Annotated in this window: 20 protein-coding genes; 15 read left to right on the forward strand and 5 right to left on the reverse strand. The window is 33.4% G+C overall.

The window, feature by feature from the left end; genetic code table 11:
• Positions 1–6: 6 nt before the first annotated feature.
• Positions 7–699, forward strand: coding sequence for a DUF2461 domain-containing protein (locus NYQ10_RS04060; RefSeq protein ID WP_289879003.1), 693 nt, complete (start codon positions 7–9; stop codon positions 697–699).
• A gap of 98 nt (positions 700–797) precedes the next feature.
• Here the strand turns inward: NYQ10_RS04060 and NYQ10_RS04065 are convergent, their stop codons facing one another.
• Positions 798–1,121: a single-stranded DNA-binding protein gene (locus NYQ10_RS04065; RefSeq protein WP_436836304.1), complete on the reverse strand. Its 324-nt coding sequence runs from the start codon at positions 1,119–1,121 to the stop codon at positions 798–800.
• A gap of 177 nt (positions 1,122–1,298) precedes the next feature.
• On the opposite strand from NYQ10_RS04065, the gene NYQ10_RS04070 reads away from it, so the two are divergent.
• From NYQ10_RS04070 to NYQ10_RS04125, 12 genes are all read left to right on the forward strand, one after another.
• Entirely contained in the window at positions 1,299–2,828 is a 1,530-nt protein-coding gene (locus NYQ10_RS04070) for a bifunctional GNAT family N-acetyltransferase/carbon-nitrogen hydrolase family protein (protein ID WP_276171686.1), read from the forward strand.
• An 18-nt stretch (positions 2,829–2,846) separates the two neighbouring features.
• Positions 2,847–3,173, forward strand: coding sequence for a hypothetical protein (locus NYQ10_RS04075; RefSeq protein ID WP_289879004.1), 327 nt, complete (start codon positions 2,847–2,849; stop codon positions 3,171–3,173).
• A 15-nt stretch (positions 3,174–3,188) separates the two neighbouring features.
• Positions 3,189–3,536 carry a hypothetical protein gene (locus NYQ10_RS04080; RefSeq protein ID WP_276171684.1) on the forward strand — a complete coding sequence of 116 codons (348 nt, stop codon included), beginning with the start codon at positions 3,189–3,191 and terminating at the stop codon, positions 3,534–3,536.
• A 16-nt stretch (positions 3,537–3,552) separates the two neighbouring features.
• A complete protein-coding gene (locus tag NYQ10_RS04085; RefSeq protein WP_289879005.1) occupies positions 3,553–5,943 on the forward strand; it encodes a M28 family peptidase in 2,391 nt (796 codons plus the stop codon).
• Positions 5,944–5,979: 36 nt separating this feature from the next.
• Positions 5,980–6,849 (forward strand): tetratricopeptide repeat protein, encoded by an 870-nt coding sequence (locus NYQ10_RS04090; protein WP_289879006.1) that lies wholly within the window; start codon positions 5,980–5,982, stop codon positions 6,847–6,849.
• 142 nt (positions 6,850–6,991) lie between these two features.
• A complete protein-coding gene (locus NYQ10_RS04095) occupies positions 6,992–7,807 on the forward strand; it encodes an NAD-dependent epimerase/dehydratase family protein (RefSeq protein ID WP_289879007.1) in 816 nt (271 codons plus the stop codon).
• A gap of 164 nt (positions 7,808–7,971) precedes the next feature.
• Positions 7,972–8,448: a methylated-DNA--[protein]-cysteine S-methyltransferase gene (locus tag NYQ10_RS04100; protein WP_289879008.1), complete on the forward strand. Its 477-nt coding sequence runs from the start codon at positions 7,972–7,974 to the stop codon at positions 8,446–8,448.
• Positions 8,449–8,580: 132 nt separating this feature from the next.
• The gene (locus tag NYQ10_RS04105; protein ID WP_289879009.1) at positions 8,581–9,294 is read left to right on the forward strand and encodes a 3'-5' exonuclease; all 714 of its coding nucleotides are present in this window, start codon (positions 8,581–8,583) and stop codon (positions 9,292–9,294) included.
• Between the two features lie 76 nt (positions 9,295–9,370).
• Positions 9,371–10,441 (forward strand): winged helix DNA-binding domain-containing protein, encoded by a 1,071-nt coding sequence (locus NYQ10_RS04110; protein ID WP_289879010.1) that lies wholly within the window; start codon positions 9,371–9,373, stop codon positions 10,439–10,441.
• A gap of 329 nt (positions 10,442–10,770) precedes the next feature.
• Positions 10,771–12,210 (forward strand): nucleoside recognition domain-containing protein, encoded by a 1,440-nt coding sequence (locus NYQ10_RS04115; RefSeq protein ID WP_289879011.1) that lies wholly within the window; start codon positions 10,771–10,773, stop codon positions 12,208–12,210.
• Positions 12,211–12,468: 258 nt separating this feature from the next.
• Positions 12,469–12,930 (forward strand): IS200/IS605 family transposase, encoded by a 462-nt coding sequence (gene tnpA / locus NYQ10_RS04120; protein WP_289879012.1) that lies wholly within the window; start codon positions 12,469–12,471, stop codon positions 12,928–12,930.
• 214 nt (positions 12,931–13,144) lie between these two features.
• Complete coding sequence (locus NYQ10_RS04125) at positions 13,145–14,749, forward strand: fumarate hydratase (RefSeq protein WP_289879013.1); 1,605 nt, start codon at positions 13,145–13,147, stop codon at positions 14,747–14,749.
• 140 nt (positions 14,750–14,889) lie between these two features.
• On the opposite strand, the gene NYQ10_RS04130 is transcribed toward NYQ10_RS04125, so the two are convergent.
• Together NYQ10_RS04130 and dinB are read right to left on the reverse strand one after the other, a co-directional pair.
• Positions 14,890–15,390: a PAS domain-containing protein gene (locus NYQ10_RS04130; RefSeq protein ID WP_289879014.1), complete on the reverse strand. Its 501-nt coding sequence runs from the start codon at positions 15,388–15,390 to the stop codon at positions 14,890–14,892.
• A gap of 99 nt (positions 15,391–15,489) precedes the next feature.
• Entirely contained in the window at positions 15,490–16,572 is a 1,083-nt protein-coding gene (gene dinB / locus NYQ10_RS04135) for a DNA polymerase IV (protein WP_289879015.1), read from the reverse strand.
• Between the two features lie 139 nt (positions 16,573–16,711).
• Here dinB and NYQ10_RS04140 point away from each other — a divergent pair, with 139 nt between their 5' ends.
• The gene (locus NYQ10_RS04140; protein ID WP_289879016.1) at positions 16,712–17,446 is read left to right on the forward strand and encodes a metallophosphoesterase family protein; all 735 of its coding nucleotides are present in this window, start codon (positions 16,712–16,714) and stop codon (positions 17,444–17,446) included.
• 50 nt (positions 17,447–17,496) lie between these two features.
• On the forward strand, positions 17,497–18,015 hold the full coding sequence (locus NYQ10_RS04145) for a DUF6646 family protein (RefSeq protein WP_289879017.1): 519 nt from the start codon (positions 17,497–17,499) through the stop codon (positions 18,013–18,015).
• Positions 18,016–18,146: 131 nt separating this feature from the next.
• On the opposite strand, the gene NYQ10_RS04150 is transcribed toward NYQ10_RS04145, so the two are convergent.
• Positions 18,147–18,803 (reverse strand): CoA transferase subunit B, encoded by a 657-nt coding sequence (locus NYQ10_RS04150; protein WP_111284894.1) that lies wholly within the window; start codon positions 18,801–18,803, stop codon positions 18,147–18,149.
• Between the two features lie 84 nt (positions 18,804–18,887).
• Positions 18,888–19,589: a CoA transferase subunit A gene (locus tag NYQ10_RS04155; RefSeq protein WP_289879018.1), complete on the reverse strand. Its 702-nt coding sequence runs from the start codon at positions 19,587–19,589 to the stop codon at positions 18,888–18,890.
• Between the last annotated feature and the right edge of the window lie 27 nt (positions 19,590–19,616).

Here is a 19,616-nt window from a genome sequence, read left to right on the forward strand (position 1 = left end):
TTTATTATGAAAAACGAAAATATAATACCAAAATCAAGTCTTGATTTTTTGATTCAACTAAAAGAAAACAACAATAAACCATGGTTCGAAGCCAACAAACCGCAATATTTAATAGAATTAAATCATATTGAGAATTTTGCCGGAGCTTTACTGAAAGAACTTTCCAAAACAGATGTTTTAGAAAATACTTCAGGCAAAAAAAGCGTTTACAGAATTTATCGTGATATTCGTTTTTCTAAAGACAAAACTCCTTTTAAACATTTTTGGGGCGGAAGTTATACTCGCGCAACTGCAGCAAGACGCGGCGGTTATTATTTTCATTTGGAAAAAGGAAACACTTTTTTCGCCGGAGGTTTTTGGGGGCCAAATGCAGCCGATTTAAAACGTATAAGAACAGAATTTGCTCAAGATCCTGAAACTTTCCAGAAAATCTTAAACTCAAAATCTTTCGTCAAAAATTTCGGAACCCTACAAGGCGAACAACTAAAAACAAAACCGAAAGATTTCGACGCAAATCATCCAGCGATTGATTTACTTCGTTACAAACAATTCTTGGTTATAAAACGCTTTACAGACGAAGAAGTTTTAAGTCCACAGTTTCTTGATCTCGCTTTGGATGCATTTGTAAACATGCGACCTTTTTTTGATTATATGAGCGAGGTCTTGACAACTGACAGTAATGGAGTTTCTATTTTATAAAACTCATTTTCTTAAAATATAAAAACCCGACAGTTTTTATCCCGAGGCTTCGGGACTGTCGGGCTACTTACGAGATATTCTTAACGGAATATTTAATATTATTTACTTAGAAGTAAAATTTCATTTACCACAACTTCAGTTACATAACGTTTTTCTCCATTTTTGTCATCATAACTTCTGTGAGTTAACTTTCCATCAATGGCAACTTCTTTTCCTTTTACCACAAACTTTTCAATTATTTCGGCGGTTTTCCCCCATGCAGTTATGCGATGCCATTCTGTTTTTTCTACCCTTTCTCCTTTGTCATTTTTGTAATGTTCATTTGTGGCAATCGTTAAATGAGCCAATTTTTTCCCGCTTTCTAAAGTCTTAATTTCTGGGTTATTACCAACATTTCCGATCAATTGCACTCTGTTTTTCATGGCGTATATTATTTTTAGGTTATTATAAATTGAAAATGTTCATCAAATTCAACAGGGCAAAGATGAAAAAGACCAGCAATGATAGTCGGTTGCTAACTATTTACTACCGACTGTAACTATTTGTAAGCGTTTGTAATTGGAATTTGTTTTTTGTATATTTGAGATAAATCTTACTATATGCAGGCAAAAATTAATAAAGTCGAATTAAGAAATTTAGAAATTGAAGACTATAAACAATTAAAAAAATCAATGATTGAATCGTATCCTGAAATGGCCGATTCGTATTGGGGATCTGATGATATTGAAAGACTTCTTTCTATTTTTCCAGAAGGACAATTGGTTATTTTAGTTGATGGAAAAGTTGTCGGTTCTGCATTATCTCTTATCGTTGATGAAAAATTAGTTGAAAAAAGACATAACTACCAACAAATTAGTGGCGATTATACTTTCTCTACGCATAATCCAAATGCCGAAATCTTATACGGAATAGATGTTTTTATTCATCCAAATTATCGCGGTTTGCGTCTAGGACGTCGTTTATACGATGCTAGAAAAGAGCTTTGCGAACAATTGAATTTAAAAGCTATTGTTTTTGCAGGTCGAATTCCGAGTTATAGAGAGCACGCCAAAAAAATGACTCCCAAAAACTATATTGAAAAAGTACGAACCAAAGAATTATACGATCCGGTTCTTTCTTTTCAGTTGAGTAATGATTTTCACGTTTTGAGAGTCATAAAAAATTATTTGGAAGGTGATGAAGAATCAAAAGAATTTGCGGTTTTACTAGAATGGAATAATATTTATTACGAGGATAGTCCGAAACTGATTAATCTTAAAAAAAACATCATTCGTTTAGGATTAATTCAGTGGCAAATGCGTCCGCTGAATAATGTTGAAGCACTTTTCGAACAAGCCGAATTCTTTATCGATGCCGTTTCTGGTTATGGATCCGACTTTGCTTTATTTCCAGAATTGTTCATTGCTCCATTAATGGCAGATTACAATCATTTATCTGAAGCAGAAGCTATTCGCGAATTGGCTCGACACTCAGATCCAATTAGAAAGCGTTTTCAGGAATTTGCCATTTCTTACAACATCAATATTATCACGGGAAGTATGCCTTATTTGGAAGGTGGAAATCTGTACAATGTTGGTTTTTTATGTAAAAGAGATGGAACTTCAGAAATGTATACCAAAATTCATATTACGCCAAACGAAGTAATTCATTGGGGAATGAAAGGCGGATCGCAGTTTAAAACCTTTGATACGGATTGCGGTAAAATTGGTATTTTAATTTGTTATGATGTCGAATTTCCAGAACTTTCAAGACTTTTAGCCGATGAAGGAATGAACATTTTATTTGTTCCGTTTTTAACCGACACACAAAATGGTTATACGCGTGTAAAACATTGTTCGCAGGCGCGCGCCATCGAAAATGAGTGTTATGTAGCCATAGCAGGTTGCGTTGGAAATCTTCCAAAAGTAAATAATATGGATATTCAATATGCACAATCTTCTGTGTTTACTCCATCTGATTTTGCTTTTCCGAGTAACGGAATCAAAGCAGAAGCAACTCCAAATACAGAAATGACCTTGATTGTTGATGTCGATTTGAACTTATTGAAAGAACTTCACGAACATGGTAGTGTTAAAACGTTAAAGGATCGTAGGTCTGATTTGTATGAAATTAAAAAATTGAATTCATAAAAAATTCATAGTAGCAAAATGGCCATCATCAGAAAAAATCCTTTATTCGAAATTTATTTTGAAGATGGTCATTTAATAATAAATAATGCTGATTATAGGAAAGATAACAGAGTAATTGACATCGAAAATATTCAAAGTTTAGAGCTTATAAGAAATTTATCTTTCATTAATAAAATTATCGAAGTGACATTTGGTCTGAATTTTCCAGCAAAATCTAACGAATTGAGAATAAATATGGAAAACGGTTTCAAAAATATTTTGCTAACCGACTGTGATATCAGCAAAGTTGAACTTTTGATCTACGAGATTAATCAAACAATTATTAAAAAATCTGATTTTCAATAAATTAAAAATAATTTCATGAAAACATGTCCCGAATGTTCCGCAAAAATTGTAGGCCGTGAAGACAAAAAATTCTGTTCAGACAGCTGTCGTAATGCCTTTAATAACAAAATGAATAAAGATAGTACGAATTTCATGCGAAATATAAACAACAAGTTACGCAAAAATTACCGTATTTTGGCAGAGCTAAATGTAGATGGAAAATCAAAGGCTACTCGAGACAAAATGCTCAACAAAGGCTTTGATTTTGAATTCTTTACAAATGTATTACAAACCAAGACAGGAAATACTTATTATTTCTTGTACGATCAAGGTTATCGTTCCTTGGACAATGATTATTTTATGCTTGTTAAAAAAGAAATATAGATAGTATTTATTCACCATGAGAAAAAACCAAACCTCAATTCTAGCCATAGCCTGTGTTTTAGCTTTACTTGGCATTATATACGCCACGATGATGCCACAAGGAATTTCAAAAGACGATGAAGCTCTTGCCGAATTCTCGACCGAAAGAGCCTTAAATCAGGTTGAGATTATGGCGCAGAAACCTCATTACGTCGGATCAACAAATCACGAACTGGTTGCTAATTATCTAAAACTAGAATTGAACAGAATTGGTCTAGAAACGAGTGTTCAGGAAGGTTTTACTCTAAACGATAGAGGTCTTTTAGTAAAGTCAAAAAACATTTTGGCGCGAATTAAAGGAACAAATAATACAAAAGCGCTTTTACTTCTTTCTCATTATGACAGCGCTCCACATTCATTTTCAAAAGGTGCAAGTGACGATGCTTCTGGCGTTGCTACTATTTTAGAAGGAGTTCGTGCTTTTTTATACTCAAAACATCCACAAAAAAATGATATCATTATCTTATTTTCTGATGCTGAAGAATTGGGTTTAAATGGTGCGGCTTTGTTTGTAAATCAGCATCCTTGGGCGAAAGACGTTGGTTTGGTTTTAAACTTTGAAGCGCGCGGAACTTCTGGTCCAAGTTATATGCTGATGGAAACCAACAAAGGAAATGAAGCTTTAGTTAAAGCATTTTCTGACGCTAAAACTTCTTATCCGGTTTCAAATTCTTTGATGTACAGCATTTACAAAATGCTTCCAAACGATACCGATTTGACTGTTTTTAGAGAACAAGGAAATATTCAAGGATTTAATTTTGCCTTTATCGACGGTCATTTCAATTATCATACACAGCAAGATGACGTACAACATTTAAATAAAACCACTTTGGCGCATCAAGGAACTTATTTGATGCCGTTGTTAAAATACCTGACAAACATTGATTTAACCAAAACAGAATCTACAGAAGATAATGTTTATTTCAGTGCTCCTTTTTCATTCATCAGTTATCCTTTTTCTTGGGTAATGCCAATGACTTTAATTGCTTTTGGGCTTTTGGTTTTATTTCTTTTTGTTGGAAAAGTAAAAAGAATTATCTCATTCAGAGAAGTTTTTAAAGGTTTTGTTCCGCTTTTAGGTTCTATTATTATTGCCGGTTTAGTTACCTTTTTAGGATGGAAACTGATTTTAGAAATTTATCCGCAATATTCTGATCTTTTAAACGGATTTACTTATAACGGTCACGCCTACATTGGTGCTTTCGTAACTTTGAGTATTGCGATTTGTTTTGCTTTCTATCACCATTTTTCTGAAGCAAAAATCACAATGAACCATTTCGTAGCGCCTTTGTTACTTTGGATTATTATTAATGCATATTTAGCAAATAGCTTAACTGGCGCAGGTTTCTTAATTATTCCTGTTTATTTCGGAATATTATTATTCGGAATTTTTGTCTTCACACAACATTACAGTTTAGGAATGAATTTAATTTTCAGCATTCCTGCTTTGGCAATTATTGCTCCTTTTATTGTCATGTTTCCAATTGGTTTAGGTCTTAAAATCTTGTTTGGAAGTGCCGTTCTAACCGTTTTGCTTTTCGGATTATTGTTGCCAATCTTTGGAGCATTCGCCAGAAAAGGCGCTTGGATTGTAGTTTTCTTTCTAGCTTCTATTTCGTTTTTTATTTACGCAGGTTATCATTCTGGTTATGAATACGGAAAAGCAAAATCTAATAGTTTATTATACATTTTAAATGGTGATAATAATTCTGCCTCTTGGGCAACTTACGACACCAATTTAGACGAATGGACTAAATCGTATTTAGGAGAAAAAAATCAAAAAGCAGTTGGTTTAAATACGCTTCCGCTTGCAAGTAAGTACAATACAACTTTTACCTATAGCGCGATTGCACCTGTTGTTGATGTTCCAAAACCGACAATTCAGTTTTTAAGAGACAGTGTTATTGGAAATAATAGGTATTTAAAAATAAAAATTACTCCAAACAGAAAAGTTAATCGATACGATATTTACGCAAATCCAAAAATGACGTTTTATAACTTCAAAGCAAATGGAGTTGCCACTTCTGGAGAAAAAGGAAATCGTTTACAAAGAGAAGACAGTAAAATTTTGTGTTATTATGTTGTGGGCAACGAACCGCTTGTAATGGATTTCTACATTCAAAAATCATCTCTTTTTGATATGGATTTGATAGAAAGTTCATTTGATTTGATGAGCAATCCGTTATTAAACGTAAAACCAAGAGAAAACTGGATGATGCCAACACCTTTTGTCTTAAATGATGCCATTTTAATACATCAGAAAATAAAAAGATATACGCCACCAGTAAAACCGATTGAACCTGTAGTTGTAAAAGACAGTTTGACGGTATTAAAAGACACTATAAAACCTGTTATAAAACCAGAATAGAAGTCCAGCATTTTAATCTTAATCTCTTAAAATACAATGGGGAAAAAATTCATTCTTTTTTTAACTTTTGCTAGTTTTTCAATACTTCAAGCTCAAACTATTGAAGAAAAAATTGCTGCAAAAACGTGCGAATGTTTGCAAAAAAGCTCAAACATTACCAATGATGTTTTTAGAGATTGTTTGACAAAACCAATTGGAGAATTGGTTCTGACCGATAAAGACCCAAAAGTTCGAGAATCGATTAATACTGTAGAAGGAATTCAAACTATGATTCTTAGAGCAAAAGAACTAGTTTCTAAAAAATGTCCAGACTTAGTTCCCGCTTTAATTGAGAATAAAGAAGACATTTACTACGGAAAATCAAAAAATAAAAGCGCTCAGAACTTTTATAAAATCGGACAGGATTTTATGGATCAAAAGAACTTTAAATCGGCAATTGAAAGTTTTCAATTGGCTATAAAAGAAGATCCGAATTTTGTTCTTGCACTTGATGATATGGGAGTTTCTTACAGACAATTAGACGATTATGATAATGCAATAAAATATTATAAAAAATCGCTGGAAATTTATCCTGAAGGTCATTTTGCTTTAATGAACATTGGAGTTGCCTATACTTTTAAATCTGACTATAAAACGGCGATTAGCTATTATCAAAAATTAATTGAATATCATCCTGATAACGCCGAAGGTTATTTTGGAGCCGGAAAAAACTATTTTATTCTTAAAGACGACGAAAAAGCATTAGATAATATGTTTATGGCTCACAGAATTTACACTAATTCAAAATCAGATTATGCAAAAGATTCTGAACAATTTATTGGAGCTATTTATCACAAAATGAAATCGGAGAACAAAGAAGATCTTTTCAAGAAAATTGCGGAGAAAAACAATGTTCAAATAAATTAAAACAACTCTAAATATTTCAAATACAAAAGGACAGACTTACAATCAAAGTCTGTCTTTTCGTTTTTAATCAATATTCCTCTTTTTTATACTGAAGAAAATCTTTGCAACTCTATAACTTTGTAACTTTGAACCTCAAAAAAAAATGAAACAAATAAGTATATTAGGCTGTGGCTGGTTGGGATTTCCGTTGGCTAAAAAACTAATCGGAAAAGGAAATTCAGTAAAAGGCTCAACAACTTCAGAAAACAAACTTTCAATTTTAGAAAATGTTGGAATAAATCCGTTTTTAGTTAATATTGAAAGCGAAGGAGTTTCTGAAAACATTGCTGATTTTTTAGCAGAAAGCGAAGTTTTAATTATTGACATTCCGCCAAAATTACGTGCTGAAAACCCAAATTCAGAAAAGAAAATTTTTGTCGAAAAAATCAAAAATTTAATTCCTTTTATAGAAAAATCAACCGTTAAGAAAGTGCTTTTTGTAAGTTCAACTTCTGTTTATGGCGATGATAATGATTTTATTACCGAAGAAACCATTCCAAATCCAGAAACTGAAAGTGGCAAACAATTGGTTTTAGTTGAAAATCTTCTTCAAGAAAATCAAAATTTCGAAACCACAATTCTTAGATTCGGCGGATTGATAGGCGAAGATCGTCATCCTGTAAAGTTTTTGGCAGGAAAAGAAAACCTGGAAAATCCTGATGCACCGATAAATTTAATTCATTTAAGAGATTGTATTTCTATTATTGAAGAAATTATAAATCAAAACAAATGGAATGAAGTTTTTAATGCAGTTGCACCGTTTCATCCAATTCGTTCAGCATATTACACACAAAAAGCCGTTGAAATGAATTTAACTTTACCGAAATTCAGTTCTGAAAAATCAAATATTAAAAAGATTATTTCGAGCGAAAAGATTGAAACTGTTTTAAGTTATAAATTCAAGTTAGAACATTATTAAAATACGAATGTCAGGCTGAGCGAAGTCGAAGCCCTTTTCATCTTAATAAGGCTTCGACTTCGCTCAGCCTGACAATATTGCAAAGATTATTAACTTAGAAACAAAAAACTTTGCGAACTTTGCGTATGTCTTTGCGCCTTTGCGTTAAAATTCTTCGATAAATTATGGAAACAGTTTACATCAATTCACCTTTAGGAATCACCAAAATAATTGGAGATGAAAACGGTATTTCTGTAATTTCCGTTTCTGATGTTGGCACAAATGAAGTTTCTAAAGAAATCCCAGAAATTTTAAAAGATGCCGTTTTGCAGTTAAATGAATATTTTGAAGGCAAAAGAACCGATTTTGATCTGAAACTAAATCCAAAAGGAACCGAATTTCAGCAAAAAGTTTGGAAAGCTTTATTAGAAATTCCATACGGAAAAACGGTTAGTTATATGGATCAAACCAAGAAATTGGGCGATGTAAAGGCAATTCGAGCCGTTGCTTCTGCAAATGGTAAAAATCCACTTTGGATTGTAGTTCCGTGTCACCGAGTTATTGGAACAAACGGATCTTTAACTGGATATGCAGGCGGTTTATCTCGTAAAAAATGGCTTTTAGGACATGAATCTCCATCTGCACAGCAAAGTCTATTTTAAATTCAACTCGAATTTCACATATTTACACAAATAAAATTATAGTCTTATATTTACAAAATATAAAAATTCAATAGATTCTCTAGTTAAAATCGAATTTGTGATAATTCGTGTAATCTGTGTTATATAAAAACTATGATTGAAAAAATAAACCTCAATAACATTTTATTTCTTGATATAGAAACTGTTCCAGAAGAAGAGAATTTCAATTCGCTTGACGCTGAAATGCAATCTCTTTGGGATTTGAAAACACAATATCAGCGAAAAGACGATTTTACTCCAGAAGAGTTTTACGAACGCGCAGGAATTTGGGCTGAGTTTGGGAAAATAATTTGTATTTCGGTTGGCTTTTTTACAATAAAAGGAGATATTCGAAATTTTAGAGTAACTTCTTTTTTTGGCGAAGAAAACAAAATCCTAAAAGACTTTTCTAATCTTGTAAATAATCATTTTAATCAGCCACAGCATTTGTTATGCGGACATAATTCAAAAGAATTTGACATTCCGTTTATTGCTCGCCGAATGATTATCAATCAAATGCCAATTCCAGACAAATTGAATTTATTTGGCAAAAAACCTTGGGAAATTCCGCATTTAGATACTTTAGAATTATGGAAATTTGGCGATTACAAGCATTTTACATCTTTAAAATTATTGACTAAAATTCTCGGTGTTCCATCGCCAAAAGGCGATATTGACGGAAGTCAAGTCGCGCACGTTTTTTATGTTGAAAAAGATATTGACCGAATTATAACGTATTGCGAAAAAGATACTATTGCTGTTGCACAAATTTTTCTTCGTTTAAGAAGAGAAGATTTATTGATCGACGATGAGATTATTCATGTTTAGTTTTTTAAAGATGCTAAGGTTCTAAGTTTTTGAGATACTAAGGTTTTTCTATTTATGGTTTAAAATAATTTTGAAAATGATTCATTCTGAAATTTCACATTATCGAATGGTTGCTCAAAAATTGTTCAAGGCAAGTTCATGTTCTCCGCAAGAAGTTGTAAAGCATTTTGGCGCGATGCAGGCGCAAGATTACGCAATGGCAAAATGGGCAATTGGCTCACGTTGCGATGCTACAGAAAAAGAAATTGAAGAAGCTATTAATTCTGGTAAAATTATCAGAACTCATATTCTACGTCCAACTTGGCATTTTGTTTCTCCTTATGATATTTATTGGATGTTGGAACTTTCGGCACCGCAAGTAAAACGTCTCTTTGCAACAATGGCTACACAACATGGCTTTGATGAAAAGAAATTTGATCAAGTTAATTCTAAAATTGAAAAACTTCTAGCGGGAAACAATCATTTAACTCGAGAGGAAATCATGAAAGAGCTCAACATTCAAAAAAGTGTAGGCGATTTATCTCCAGTTATTGTAATGATGAATGCCGAACTAGATGGTTTGGTCTGCAATGGAAGAATGAAAGGCAAACAGATTACTTATGCCTTACTCGAAGAAAGAGTAAAAAAACCAAATACCAGTTTAACCAAAGAAGAAGCATTGGCAAAACTTGCTCTACGATATTTTGAAAGTCATGGTCCAGCAACTTTACAAGATTTTTCATGGTGGTCAGGATTTCCTATTACAATCTGCAAGAAAACAATTAACGCAATTGAGTTGCAATTAAGCAATATCACTATTGATAATCAGCAATATTGGTTTAAAAAAGATCTTCTTAATGAAGAGGATTTCCGCGAAAGCGTAAATTTTCTACCCGCTTTTGACGAAATTTTAATTTCATACAAAACTCGCGAAGCATCATTTTTAGCAGCAAATCAATCAAAAGTTTTTACTAATAATGGTATTTTCAAACCCATAATTTTAGAAAATGGAAAAGTAATCGGAATCTGGAAAAGAACTTTCAAAAAAGATCATGTTAAAATAGAAACGGAGTTTTTCAATGAAACCGAAAAACACAAAAAAGAAGTTTTGTTTGAAGGAATTAAAACTTTTGAAAACTATTTGGAAACTAAAATTGTTATTGAGTAAATTTTATTTCGCTCCGCTGGAGCTTTAAACTTTGTTTTGTTTCAGATCTATAACTATATCGCTCTTCCAGAGCTTCTGCATTTAATTATATTTTTCTGATGCCTAATGAAATTTATAGATTTAAAAGCTCTGGAAGAGTGATATAGTTATAGAAAATATAATTTTCCAGTATCAAAAGCTCCAGTGGAGCGACATATAAACATTTTGAAATAACTTAAAAAATAAATACACAATGGTTTATATGATTTATAACGATAAATTCCTGTTTCGCTACTTAAATCTTTATGCGTATTATTGCTAAATAATTACATTTACAAAAAATTAGAATTATGGTATTGAGCAGATTTTGGCTAACGATTTTTATTTCTTCGATTATTTTTATTGTATTCAGCTTATTTACTGCCAATACTTATACGATTGATTCTGTTTTGAATGGAAAAAAAGACGATCCTGTTTTAGTTTCAGAAAAATATATTGAAGAACTTCCTGCTTTTATTAAAGACAGCATCAAGAAAGCGCCAGACCAAACCATGATTATCAATCGTGATACGCTAAATGCCGACACGACTTATGTTTACAAAAATAAAACTGTAAAAATCTTCAGCGGACTTCAAAAATCTGACGGTCTTCTTCCAACTTGCAAAAGTACTTTAGTTGATTTAATTCTGCCTTTAATTGCCTATTTAGCCTTTTTCTGCGGATTGATGGAACTTTTAATTGTTTCTGGAGCATCTGGAAATTTAGCTAAAGCTTTAAGTCCGGTTTTTGTGAAAGTGTTTCCAAGCATTCCTAAAAATCACCCTTCAATATCTTATATGACATTGAATTTTGCTGCCAATTTCTTGGGATTAGATTCGGCTGCAACGCCATTTGGCTTAAAAGCAATGGAAAGTTTACAGGAAATAAATCCCGATAAAGACAAAGCCAGCGATGCACAAATTATGTTTATGTGTCTTCACGCTTCTGGATTAACTTTAATTGCAACTTCAATCATTGGATACCGCGCTGCTGCAAACGCAAGCAATCCAGCCGATGTTATGCTTCCGTGTATTATCACTTCGTTTATTGGTACAATCGCCGCTTTTTTAATTGTCGGAATTAAACAAAAAATCAATTTCAAAAGTGCTTCACTTTTGATTGGTCTTATGGGCTTAATTGCTGCAATTGTTGGTTTATTGATGTATGTTAATCACTTAGATTTAATTGGTAAAAACTATTTTACTTCTAATCTTTCGGGATTAATATTATTGACAATTATCGTTTTCACTCTGATATTTTCTTTCAGACACGAACAAAAGTTTAAAGATGCCAACACAACTGTTTTTGACACTTTTGTTGTTGGAGCAAACAATGGTGTTAAAACTGGCGTAACGATTTTTCCTTATGTTTTAGGAATGTTAGTTGCAATTTCTCTATTCAGAAACAGCGGTTTATTTGAGATTATCAGCGACGGAATAGGATTTATCTTTTCGAATTTAGGTGTAAGCAAAGAAATTACAAATGCGCTTCCAGTGGCGATGTTGCGTCCGTTTAGTTCTGCTGGATCAAGAGGTTTTTTAATTGATTCTATGAACACCTTTGGAGCCGATTCTTTAACAGCAAGATTAAGCAGTATTTTCCAATGTAGTGCCGAAAGTACATTTTATGTAATTGCAGTTTATTTTGGTTCTGTAAACATTAAAAACACGCGTTACGCTTTGGGTACAATGCTTTTGGTTGATTTGATCTGCGTAATTACGGCGATTTTTGTAGCGACTTGGTTTTTTTAAAATATTGTCCTTACACATAAACACAAACTGGACTGAAGTCCAGCCCTACAATATGGGTTGAGCCGTTGGCTCATTTTTCCAGCATTTGTAGAGCTGGACTTTATTCATTTGCATAATATTATCAAAATACCAAATATAAAGTTCCGCAGGAACGATTCATTTTGTAGGGCTGGACTTCAGTCCAGTTCAATATAATGTGATAAAATATTTTTTGTAAGAATTTTTATATATTTACAACAGATTTTAATCGTTATAAATATGTCAAACATCTTTCACCAAGTTTATATACAAGTCGTTTTTGCAGTTAAATACAGAGAAGCCTTAATTACAAATGATGCCAAATCTAAAATATTAAGTGTAATAGGAAATTTAATAAATGAAACAGGCTGTAAAACCATAATCGTAAATGGAACTGAAGATCATATTCATTGTCTTCTAGCCCTTAAACCAACTGTTTCTGTTTCAGATTTGATGAAAGTTGTAAAGGGTAAATCTTCAAAATATATCAATGACAATAAATTAACAAAGTACAAATTTGAGTGGCAGGAAGGTTACGGAGTCTTTTCATACAGTAAATCTCATATTGATGCTGTTTATAAATATATCGAAAATCAAGAAGAGCATCATAAAAAGCAAAGTTTTAAAGATGAATATTCTTCTTTTTTAAATAAATACGATACGAAATTTGACGAAAGGTGCCTTTTTGAAAATTTAATATAATTCCCATAATTATATCTTAACAATCTAAACTGGACTGAAGTCCAGCTCTACAAAATAAATCGTTCCTGCGGATCTGAAAAAGAGCCAACGGCTCGGGCTATATTGTAGGGCTGGACTTCAGTCCAGTTTAATTTGTTTCAAATTATAAACACACGCCCTTATTCAAATTCTTTCTTAGGTAAATAATTTCTAAATTTGTAAAAAAAACAAAGCAATGATTGATTTTATATACCAAGATCCATATCCGATCTTAAAGGACGATACGCAGTACCGCAAAATCACTTCTGATTTTGTGAAAGTTGAGCAATTTGGAGAACGCGAAGTTTTAACCGTTGATCCAAAAGGTTTAGAATTATTGGCTGAGGAAGCTTTAACAGATGTTTCGTTTATGTTGAGAACGACACATTTGCAAAAACTAAGAAAAATTTTAGACGATCCAGAAGCGACAGACAATGATCGTTTTGTGGCTTACAATTTACTTCAAAATGCTTCTGTCGCTGCCGAAGGTCAGTTGCCAAGCTGTCAGGATACTGGAACAGCAATCGTAATGGCTAAAAAAGGAGAAAGCATTTTTACAGGTGTTGATGATGCAGAATGGTTAAGCCGAGGAATTTTCAATACATACCAAAAAAGAAACTTACGTTATTCGCAGATTGTTCCGATTTCGATGTTTGAAGAAAAAAATTCAGGATCAAATCTTCCAGCGCAAATTGATATTTATGCTAAAAAAGGAACTTCTTACGACTTTTTGTTTATGGCAAAAGGCGGAGGATCTGCAAACAAAACTTACTTATATCAACAGACAAAATCTTTATTGAATGAAAAATCATTAGACGAATTCATTCGCACAAAAATCAAAGATTTAGGAACTTCTGCTTGTCCTCCGTATCACTTAGCATTAGTAATTGGTGGAACTTCAGCTGAAGCAAACTTAAGTGCTGTTAAAAAAGCTTCTGCAGGATATTATGACAATCTTCCAACTACAGGAAATATGGCTGGTCAGGCTTTTCGCGATCACGAATGGGAAGAAAGAGTTCAGAAAATCTGTCAGGAAAGTGCAATTGGAGCGCAATTTGGCGGAAAATATTTTACGCACGATGTTCGTGTGATCCGTTTGCCGCGTCACGCTGCTTCTTGTCCAGTTGGATTGGGAGTTTCTTGCTCTGCTGATAGAAATATCAAAGGAAAAATTACGAAAGATGGAATTTTCGTTGAGCAATTAGAAGTAAATCCGAAACAATTTTTACCAGAAACAGCTCCGCATTTAGAAGCGCCTGTAGAAATTGATTTAGATCAGCCAATGGCAGATATTTTGGCTAAATTATCTCAATATCCAGTTAAAACTCGTTTAAAACTAAACGGAACTGTAATTGTTGCTCGAGATATTGCTCACGCAAAAATCAAAGAATTGTTAGACGCTGGAAAACCAATGCCAGAATATTTCAAAAATCACCCAGTATATTACGCTGGTCCTGCAAAAACTCCAGACGGAATGGCTTCAGGAAGTTTTGGACCAACAACTGCGGGACGTATGGATGTTTATGTTGATGAATTCCAAAAGAATGGCGGAAGCATGATTATGCTAGCAAAAGGAAACCGTACTAAACAAGTTACAGACGCCTGCAACAAATACGGCGGATTCTATTTGGGTTCTATCGGAGGTCCTGCAGCTATTTTGGCTCAAGATAACATTCTTAAAGTTGAAGTTGTTGATTTTGAAGAATTAGGAATGGAAGCTGTTCGTAAAATCACAGTAAAAGATTTCCCTGCATTCATAATTACGGATGATAAAGGAAATGACTTCTTTGCTAATTTGTAGTTTTTTTAACCGCAAAGAGCGCAAAGGTTTACGCAAAGTTCACAAAGAATTATATAAAACAAAAACCGCCTATTGGGCGGTTTTTGTTTTGATATATAGTGTGCTTTGCGTAAACCTTTGCGCTCTTTGCGGTTAAGTCATCAAGCACTTAAGTCTTCTTTCTCAAAAGCCATAAAATGCGATAATTCGCCTTTTAGGTTATAAACTGGAGAAGCATCTATTTTACATTTGTAAGTCTTTCCATTTTTTCTATAATTTTCGAGTGTTTTTACAAAAGGAACTCGTTTTTTTAAAGCTTCTCTAATTTCTTTTAAGTCTGTTTTAGAAGTTGCAGGTCCTTGAAACATTTTTGGTGTTTTACCTAAAATTTCATCTTCTTTGAAACCTGTCATTTTTTTTATTCCGCTTGACGCGAAAACTATTTTCAGTTCCAAATCAGTAATTACAATAACTTCTTCCTTAATTCTTTCTTTAATATTAAGTTTTTTTTCGTCCCAAGTAAATCGATTCGAAATTTCATTGAGTTTTTCCAAATCAACGGTTAGCGCTTTTAATTCATTAATATATTCGTAATGAAAATCCCATGCTAAAATTGGAACCGAATTTCGTTGTAAAAAATCGTCAGAGTTAGTATTTTTCATAGTCAACTTTTTAGATAATCAACAAATCTTTACCCAAAGATAGAGGAAAAATCTTGTTATTACACATAGAACTCATCATTTTAAATCTCAACTGTGTTATCAAAACGTAAATTTTAATTGAACTACCACCGCTTTTTTAATTTCATTATTCAAATTACTTAGAGAAATACCAAGTAATCTAACCGAATCTTTCATTTTTTCTTGATATAACAATTCCTGAATATTCTCCATAATCAGACTTTTATCTGAGATAAAATACGGAAGTGTTTTACTTCTAGTCTGTTGTGAAAAATCACTGTATTTTATTTTTAACGTAATTGTTTTACCAGAAAGTTTATGGCGCTCTAAACGTTTTTCTAGCGAAGCCGCAATTCTTTCTAATTGTTCTATCATGAATATTTCAGATGATAAATTGACATCAAAAGTATGCTCAGCCGCGACAGATTTAGTAATTCTAGACGATTTCACTTCGCTATTATGAATACCGCGAACTACGTGATAATAAAAAGCGCCTGATTTTCCGAAATGTTTTTCAAGGAATTCAAGCGATTTACTCTTCAAATCGGTTCCAGTAAAAATTCCGAGCTGATACATTTTTTCTGTCGTTACTTTTCCAACACCATAAAATTTACGAATTGGCAATTCTTCTAGAAAAGCTTCAACTTCATCTGGATTTACCGTCTTTTGTCCGTTTGGTTTATTATAATCGCTAGCAATTTTAGCGACAAATTTATTGATCGAAATTCCAGCAGAAGCCGTCAAACCCACTTCATTAAAAATTCTTAATCTAATTTCCTGAGCCAACAAACTTGCGCTCGGATTCCCTTTCTTATTTTTAGTAACGTCCAAATAAGCTTCGTCAAGCGAAAGAGGCTCAACTAAATCGGTATATTCATTAAAGATTTTATGAATTTTGGATGAAATCTCTTTATAACGATCAAATCGAGGTCTGACAAAAATAATTTCTGGACAATATTTTTTAGCCAAAACTCCGCTTATGGCGCTACGAACTCCAAACTTTCGCGCCTCGTAACTCGCAGCCGAAACGACTCCTCTATTTTCTGAACCACCAACAGCCACAGGTTTTCCCCTCAATTCAGGATTATCCATTTGCTCTACCGATGCGTAAAAAGCATCCATATCGATGTGAATAATTTTGCGATATGTTGGTGTTTCTGACATTTTGCAAATTTACAGCGGAAAGCAATAAAAAAGCACTTCAAATAGTTATAAATAGTATCAATTTTTAAAGAATATAAATTAGGTGAGCGCAAACCGATAATTCTTTTTATTTTTGTTCTTCTACTCGAAAAATTAAATAATGCGAACATTTGTTATAGGTGACATTCATGGCGGATTACTTGCACTGGAACAAGTGTTAGAAAGAGCCAAAGTTACTACCGAAGATACTCTAATCTTTTTGGGCGATTACGTAGACGGCTGGAGCCAGTCTGTTGAAGTAATTGACTTTTTGATCGATTTAAAAAGCAAACAAAACTGCATCTGCATAAGAGGAAATCACGATCAACTGGCATTAGACTGGTTAGAAGAAAGAAATGACGATTTTGACGAAGAAATGTGGTATAAACACGGCGGAAAAGCTACTGTTGAAGGTTACGCAAAAATCTCCGCAGAAAAAAAGAAAACCCATATCGAATTTTTAGAAAATCTTCAGGATTATTATCTTGACGATCAAAATCGTTTGTTTGTTCATGCCGGATTTACCAATTTAAATGGTGTAAAATGGGAATATTTTTCCAAACTATTTTATTGGGATAGAACGCTTTGGGAATCGGCACTTGCTTTAGACCCAAATTTAAAGGAAGACGATTTACACTATCCTAAAAGATTTACCGTTTATAAAGAAGTTTACATCGGTCATACGCCTGTTACCAGAATTGGAAAAACTGTGCCGATAAATAAAGCTTGCGTTTGGAATGTTGACACAGGCGCTGCATTTAGAGGTCCGCTCACGATTTTGAACGTCGACACTAAAGAATACTGGCAGAGCGAACCGTTGAACGAATTGTATTTTAACGAAAAGGGTAGGAATTAATTTATAGAAAATTTACATTTGCCCTGCAAAATAATTAATATTTAAAGTTTATGAAAAAAGTTATTACACTCTTGTTTTTAGTATCATTCGGATTTATCAATGCTCAAAAAGCCTTTACTGGTAAAGGTGACACGAGAGTAAACGTTGGTGCTAATCTTCAAGATGGTGGTTCTGGAATTCAGGGTTCTGTAGATTTTGGTTTGGGAGAAAATTTCTCATTTGGTTTTGTTGCTAATTATTTACTTGGTGCAGATGATCGTAATATTTTTGTTAACAACCAAATTCAAACAAGAACTCCAGATTTTGGTGATCGTTTTGATGCAAAAGCAAGAATTAATGCTAATTTGAGTAGTGTTATTGGAGTAGAACAATTAGATATTTATCCAGGTCTAAGCTTAGGACTTCGTAATTTTGGTGGACATGTTGGCGGTCGTTACTTTTTTACAGACGGATTTGGTGTTTTCACAGAAATCGGATTCCCAATTGCAAAATACAGCAATGATAATGGAGTTTTTGATCATTTAAATAATCAAGCTACTTTTAGTTTAGGAGCTTCTTTTAACTTATAGTATTTTTTGCCGCAAAGGCACTAATAAGTCACAAAGTTTTTTTCAAAACAAAACCGCCTTATTATTGGGCGGTTTTTTGTTTTTTCAATTTAAAATTTTCTTTGCGTCTTTGTGCCTTTGTGGCAATACTATTAAATTACCATTTCAGGAATTTCTCCTTCAATGATCAAATCAGCTTCAGTTGATGCGATGATATGCTCAACTGAGATACCTGGAGCTCGTTCTAAGAGCTTAAAACCTTTTTCTGTTACTTCGAGAACCGCAAGCTCTGTTACAACCTTTTTAACGCATCCTACGCCTGTTAATGGCAAAGTGCATCTTTTTAAGATTTTTGACTCCCCAGCTTTATTTACGTGCATCATTGCCACGATGATATTTTCCGCGGAAGCCACCAAATCCATTGCGCCTCCCATTCCTTTTACCATTTTGCCTGGAATTTTCCAGTTTGCGATATCTCCGTTTTCTGAAACTTCCATTGCTCCGAGAATCGTTAAATCTACTTTTTGGCTACGAATCATTCCGAAGCTAAAAGCCGAATCAAAAAAACTCGCTCCCGGAAGTGTTGTAATGGTTTGTTTTCCTGCGTTTATAATATCGGCATCTTCTTCTCCTTCAAAAGGAAATGGTCCCATTCCGAGAACGCCGTTTTCACTTTGAAATTCTACTGCTATATCTTCTCGAACGTAATTTGCAACCAAAGTCGGAATACCAATTCCAAGATTAACGAAATATCGGTCTTTTACTTCTTTTGCAATTCGTTTTGCTATATCTTCTTTACTAAGTGCCATAATAATGTGTCAATTAGAGAATTTTATAATTAGATAATTTTCCGAAATGTGTTTAATTATCTAATTGCCATATTTTCTCATTATCTAATTTCTAGTTCTCACTGTTCGTTGCTCGATTCTTTTTTCAAATTTTTCTCCTTGAAAGATACGCTGCACCATAATTCCCGGAATATGAATTTGATTTGGATCTAAAGAACCAACTGGAACTAGTTCTTCAACTTCTGCAATCGTAATTTTTCCCGCTCCTGCCATACAAGCATTGAAGTTTCTGGCTGTTCCTTTAAAAATTAGATTTCCTGCTTCGTCGCCTTTCCAAGCTTTTACGATTGCGAAATCAGCTTTGAAAGCTTCTTCCATGATGTGCATTTTTCCGTTAAATTCTCTTGCCTCTTTTCCTTCAGCAACTTCAGTTCCGTAACCAGCTGGTGTAAAGAAAGCAGGAATTCCAGCCTGAGCAGCACGACAACGTTCTGCTAAAGTTCCTTGCGGAGTAAGTTCAACTTCTAATTCACCCGAAAGCATTTGACGTTCAAACTCTGCATTTTCTCCTACATAAGAAGAAATCATTTTTTTTATTTGTTTTTTCTGCAATAATAATCCCAAACCAAAATCATCAACTCCTGCATTATTTGAAATACATGTTAAATCGGAGATTGATGTATTTACTAAAGCTGCAATTGTATTTTCCGGAATTCCGCATAATCCAAAACCGCCAAACATAATTGTCATTCCGCTTTCAATTCCTTGAATGGCTTCCTGAACATTATTCACTTTTTTTGTTATCATAACAAACTGTCTTTATTACTGTATAAT

This window comes from Flavobacterium johnsoniae, from assembly GCF_030388325.1.
GTDB classification, from domain to species: domain Bacteria; phylum Bacteroidota; class Bacteroidia; order Flavobacteriales; family Flavobacteriaceae; genus Flavobacterium; species Flavobacterium johnsoniae_C.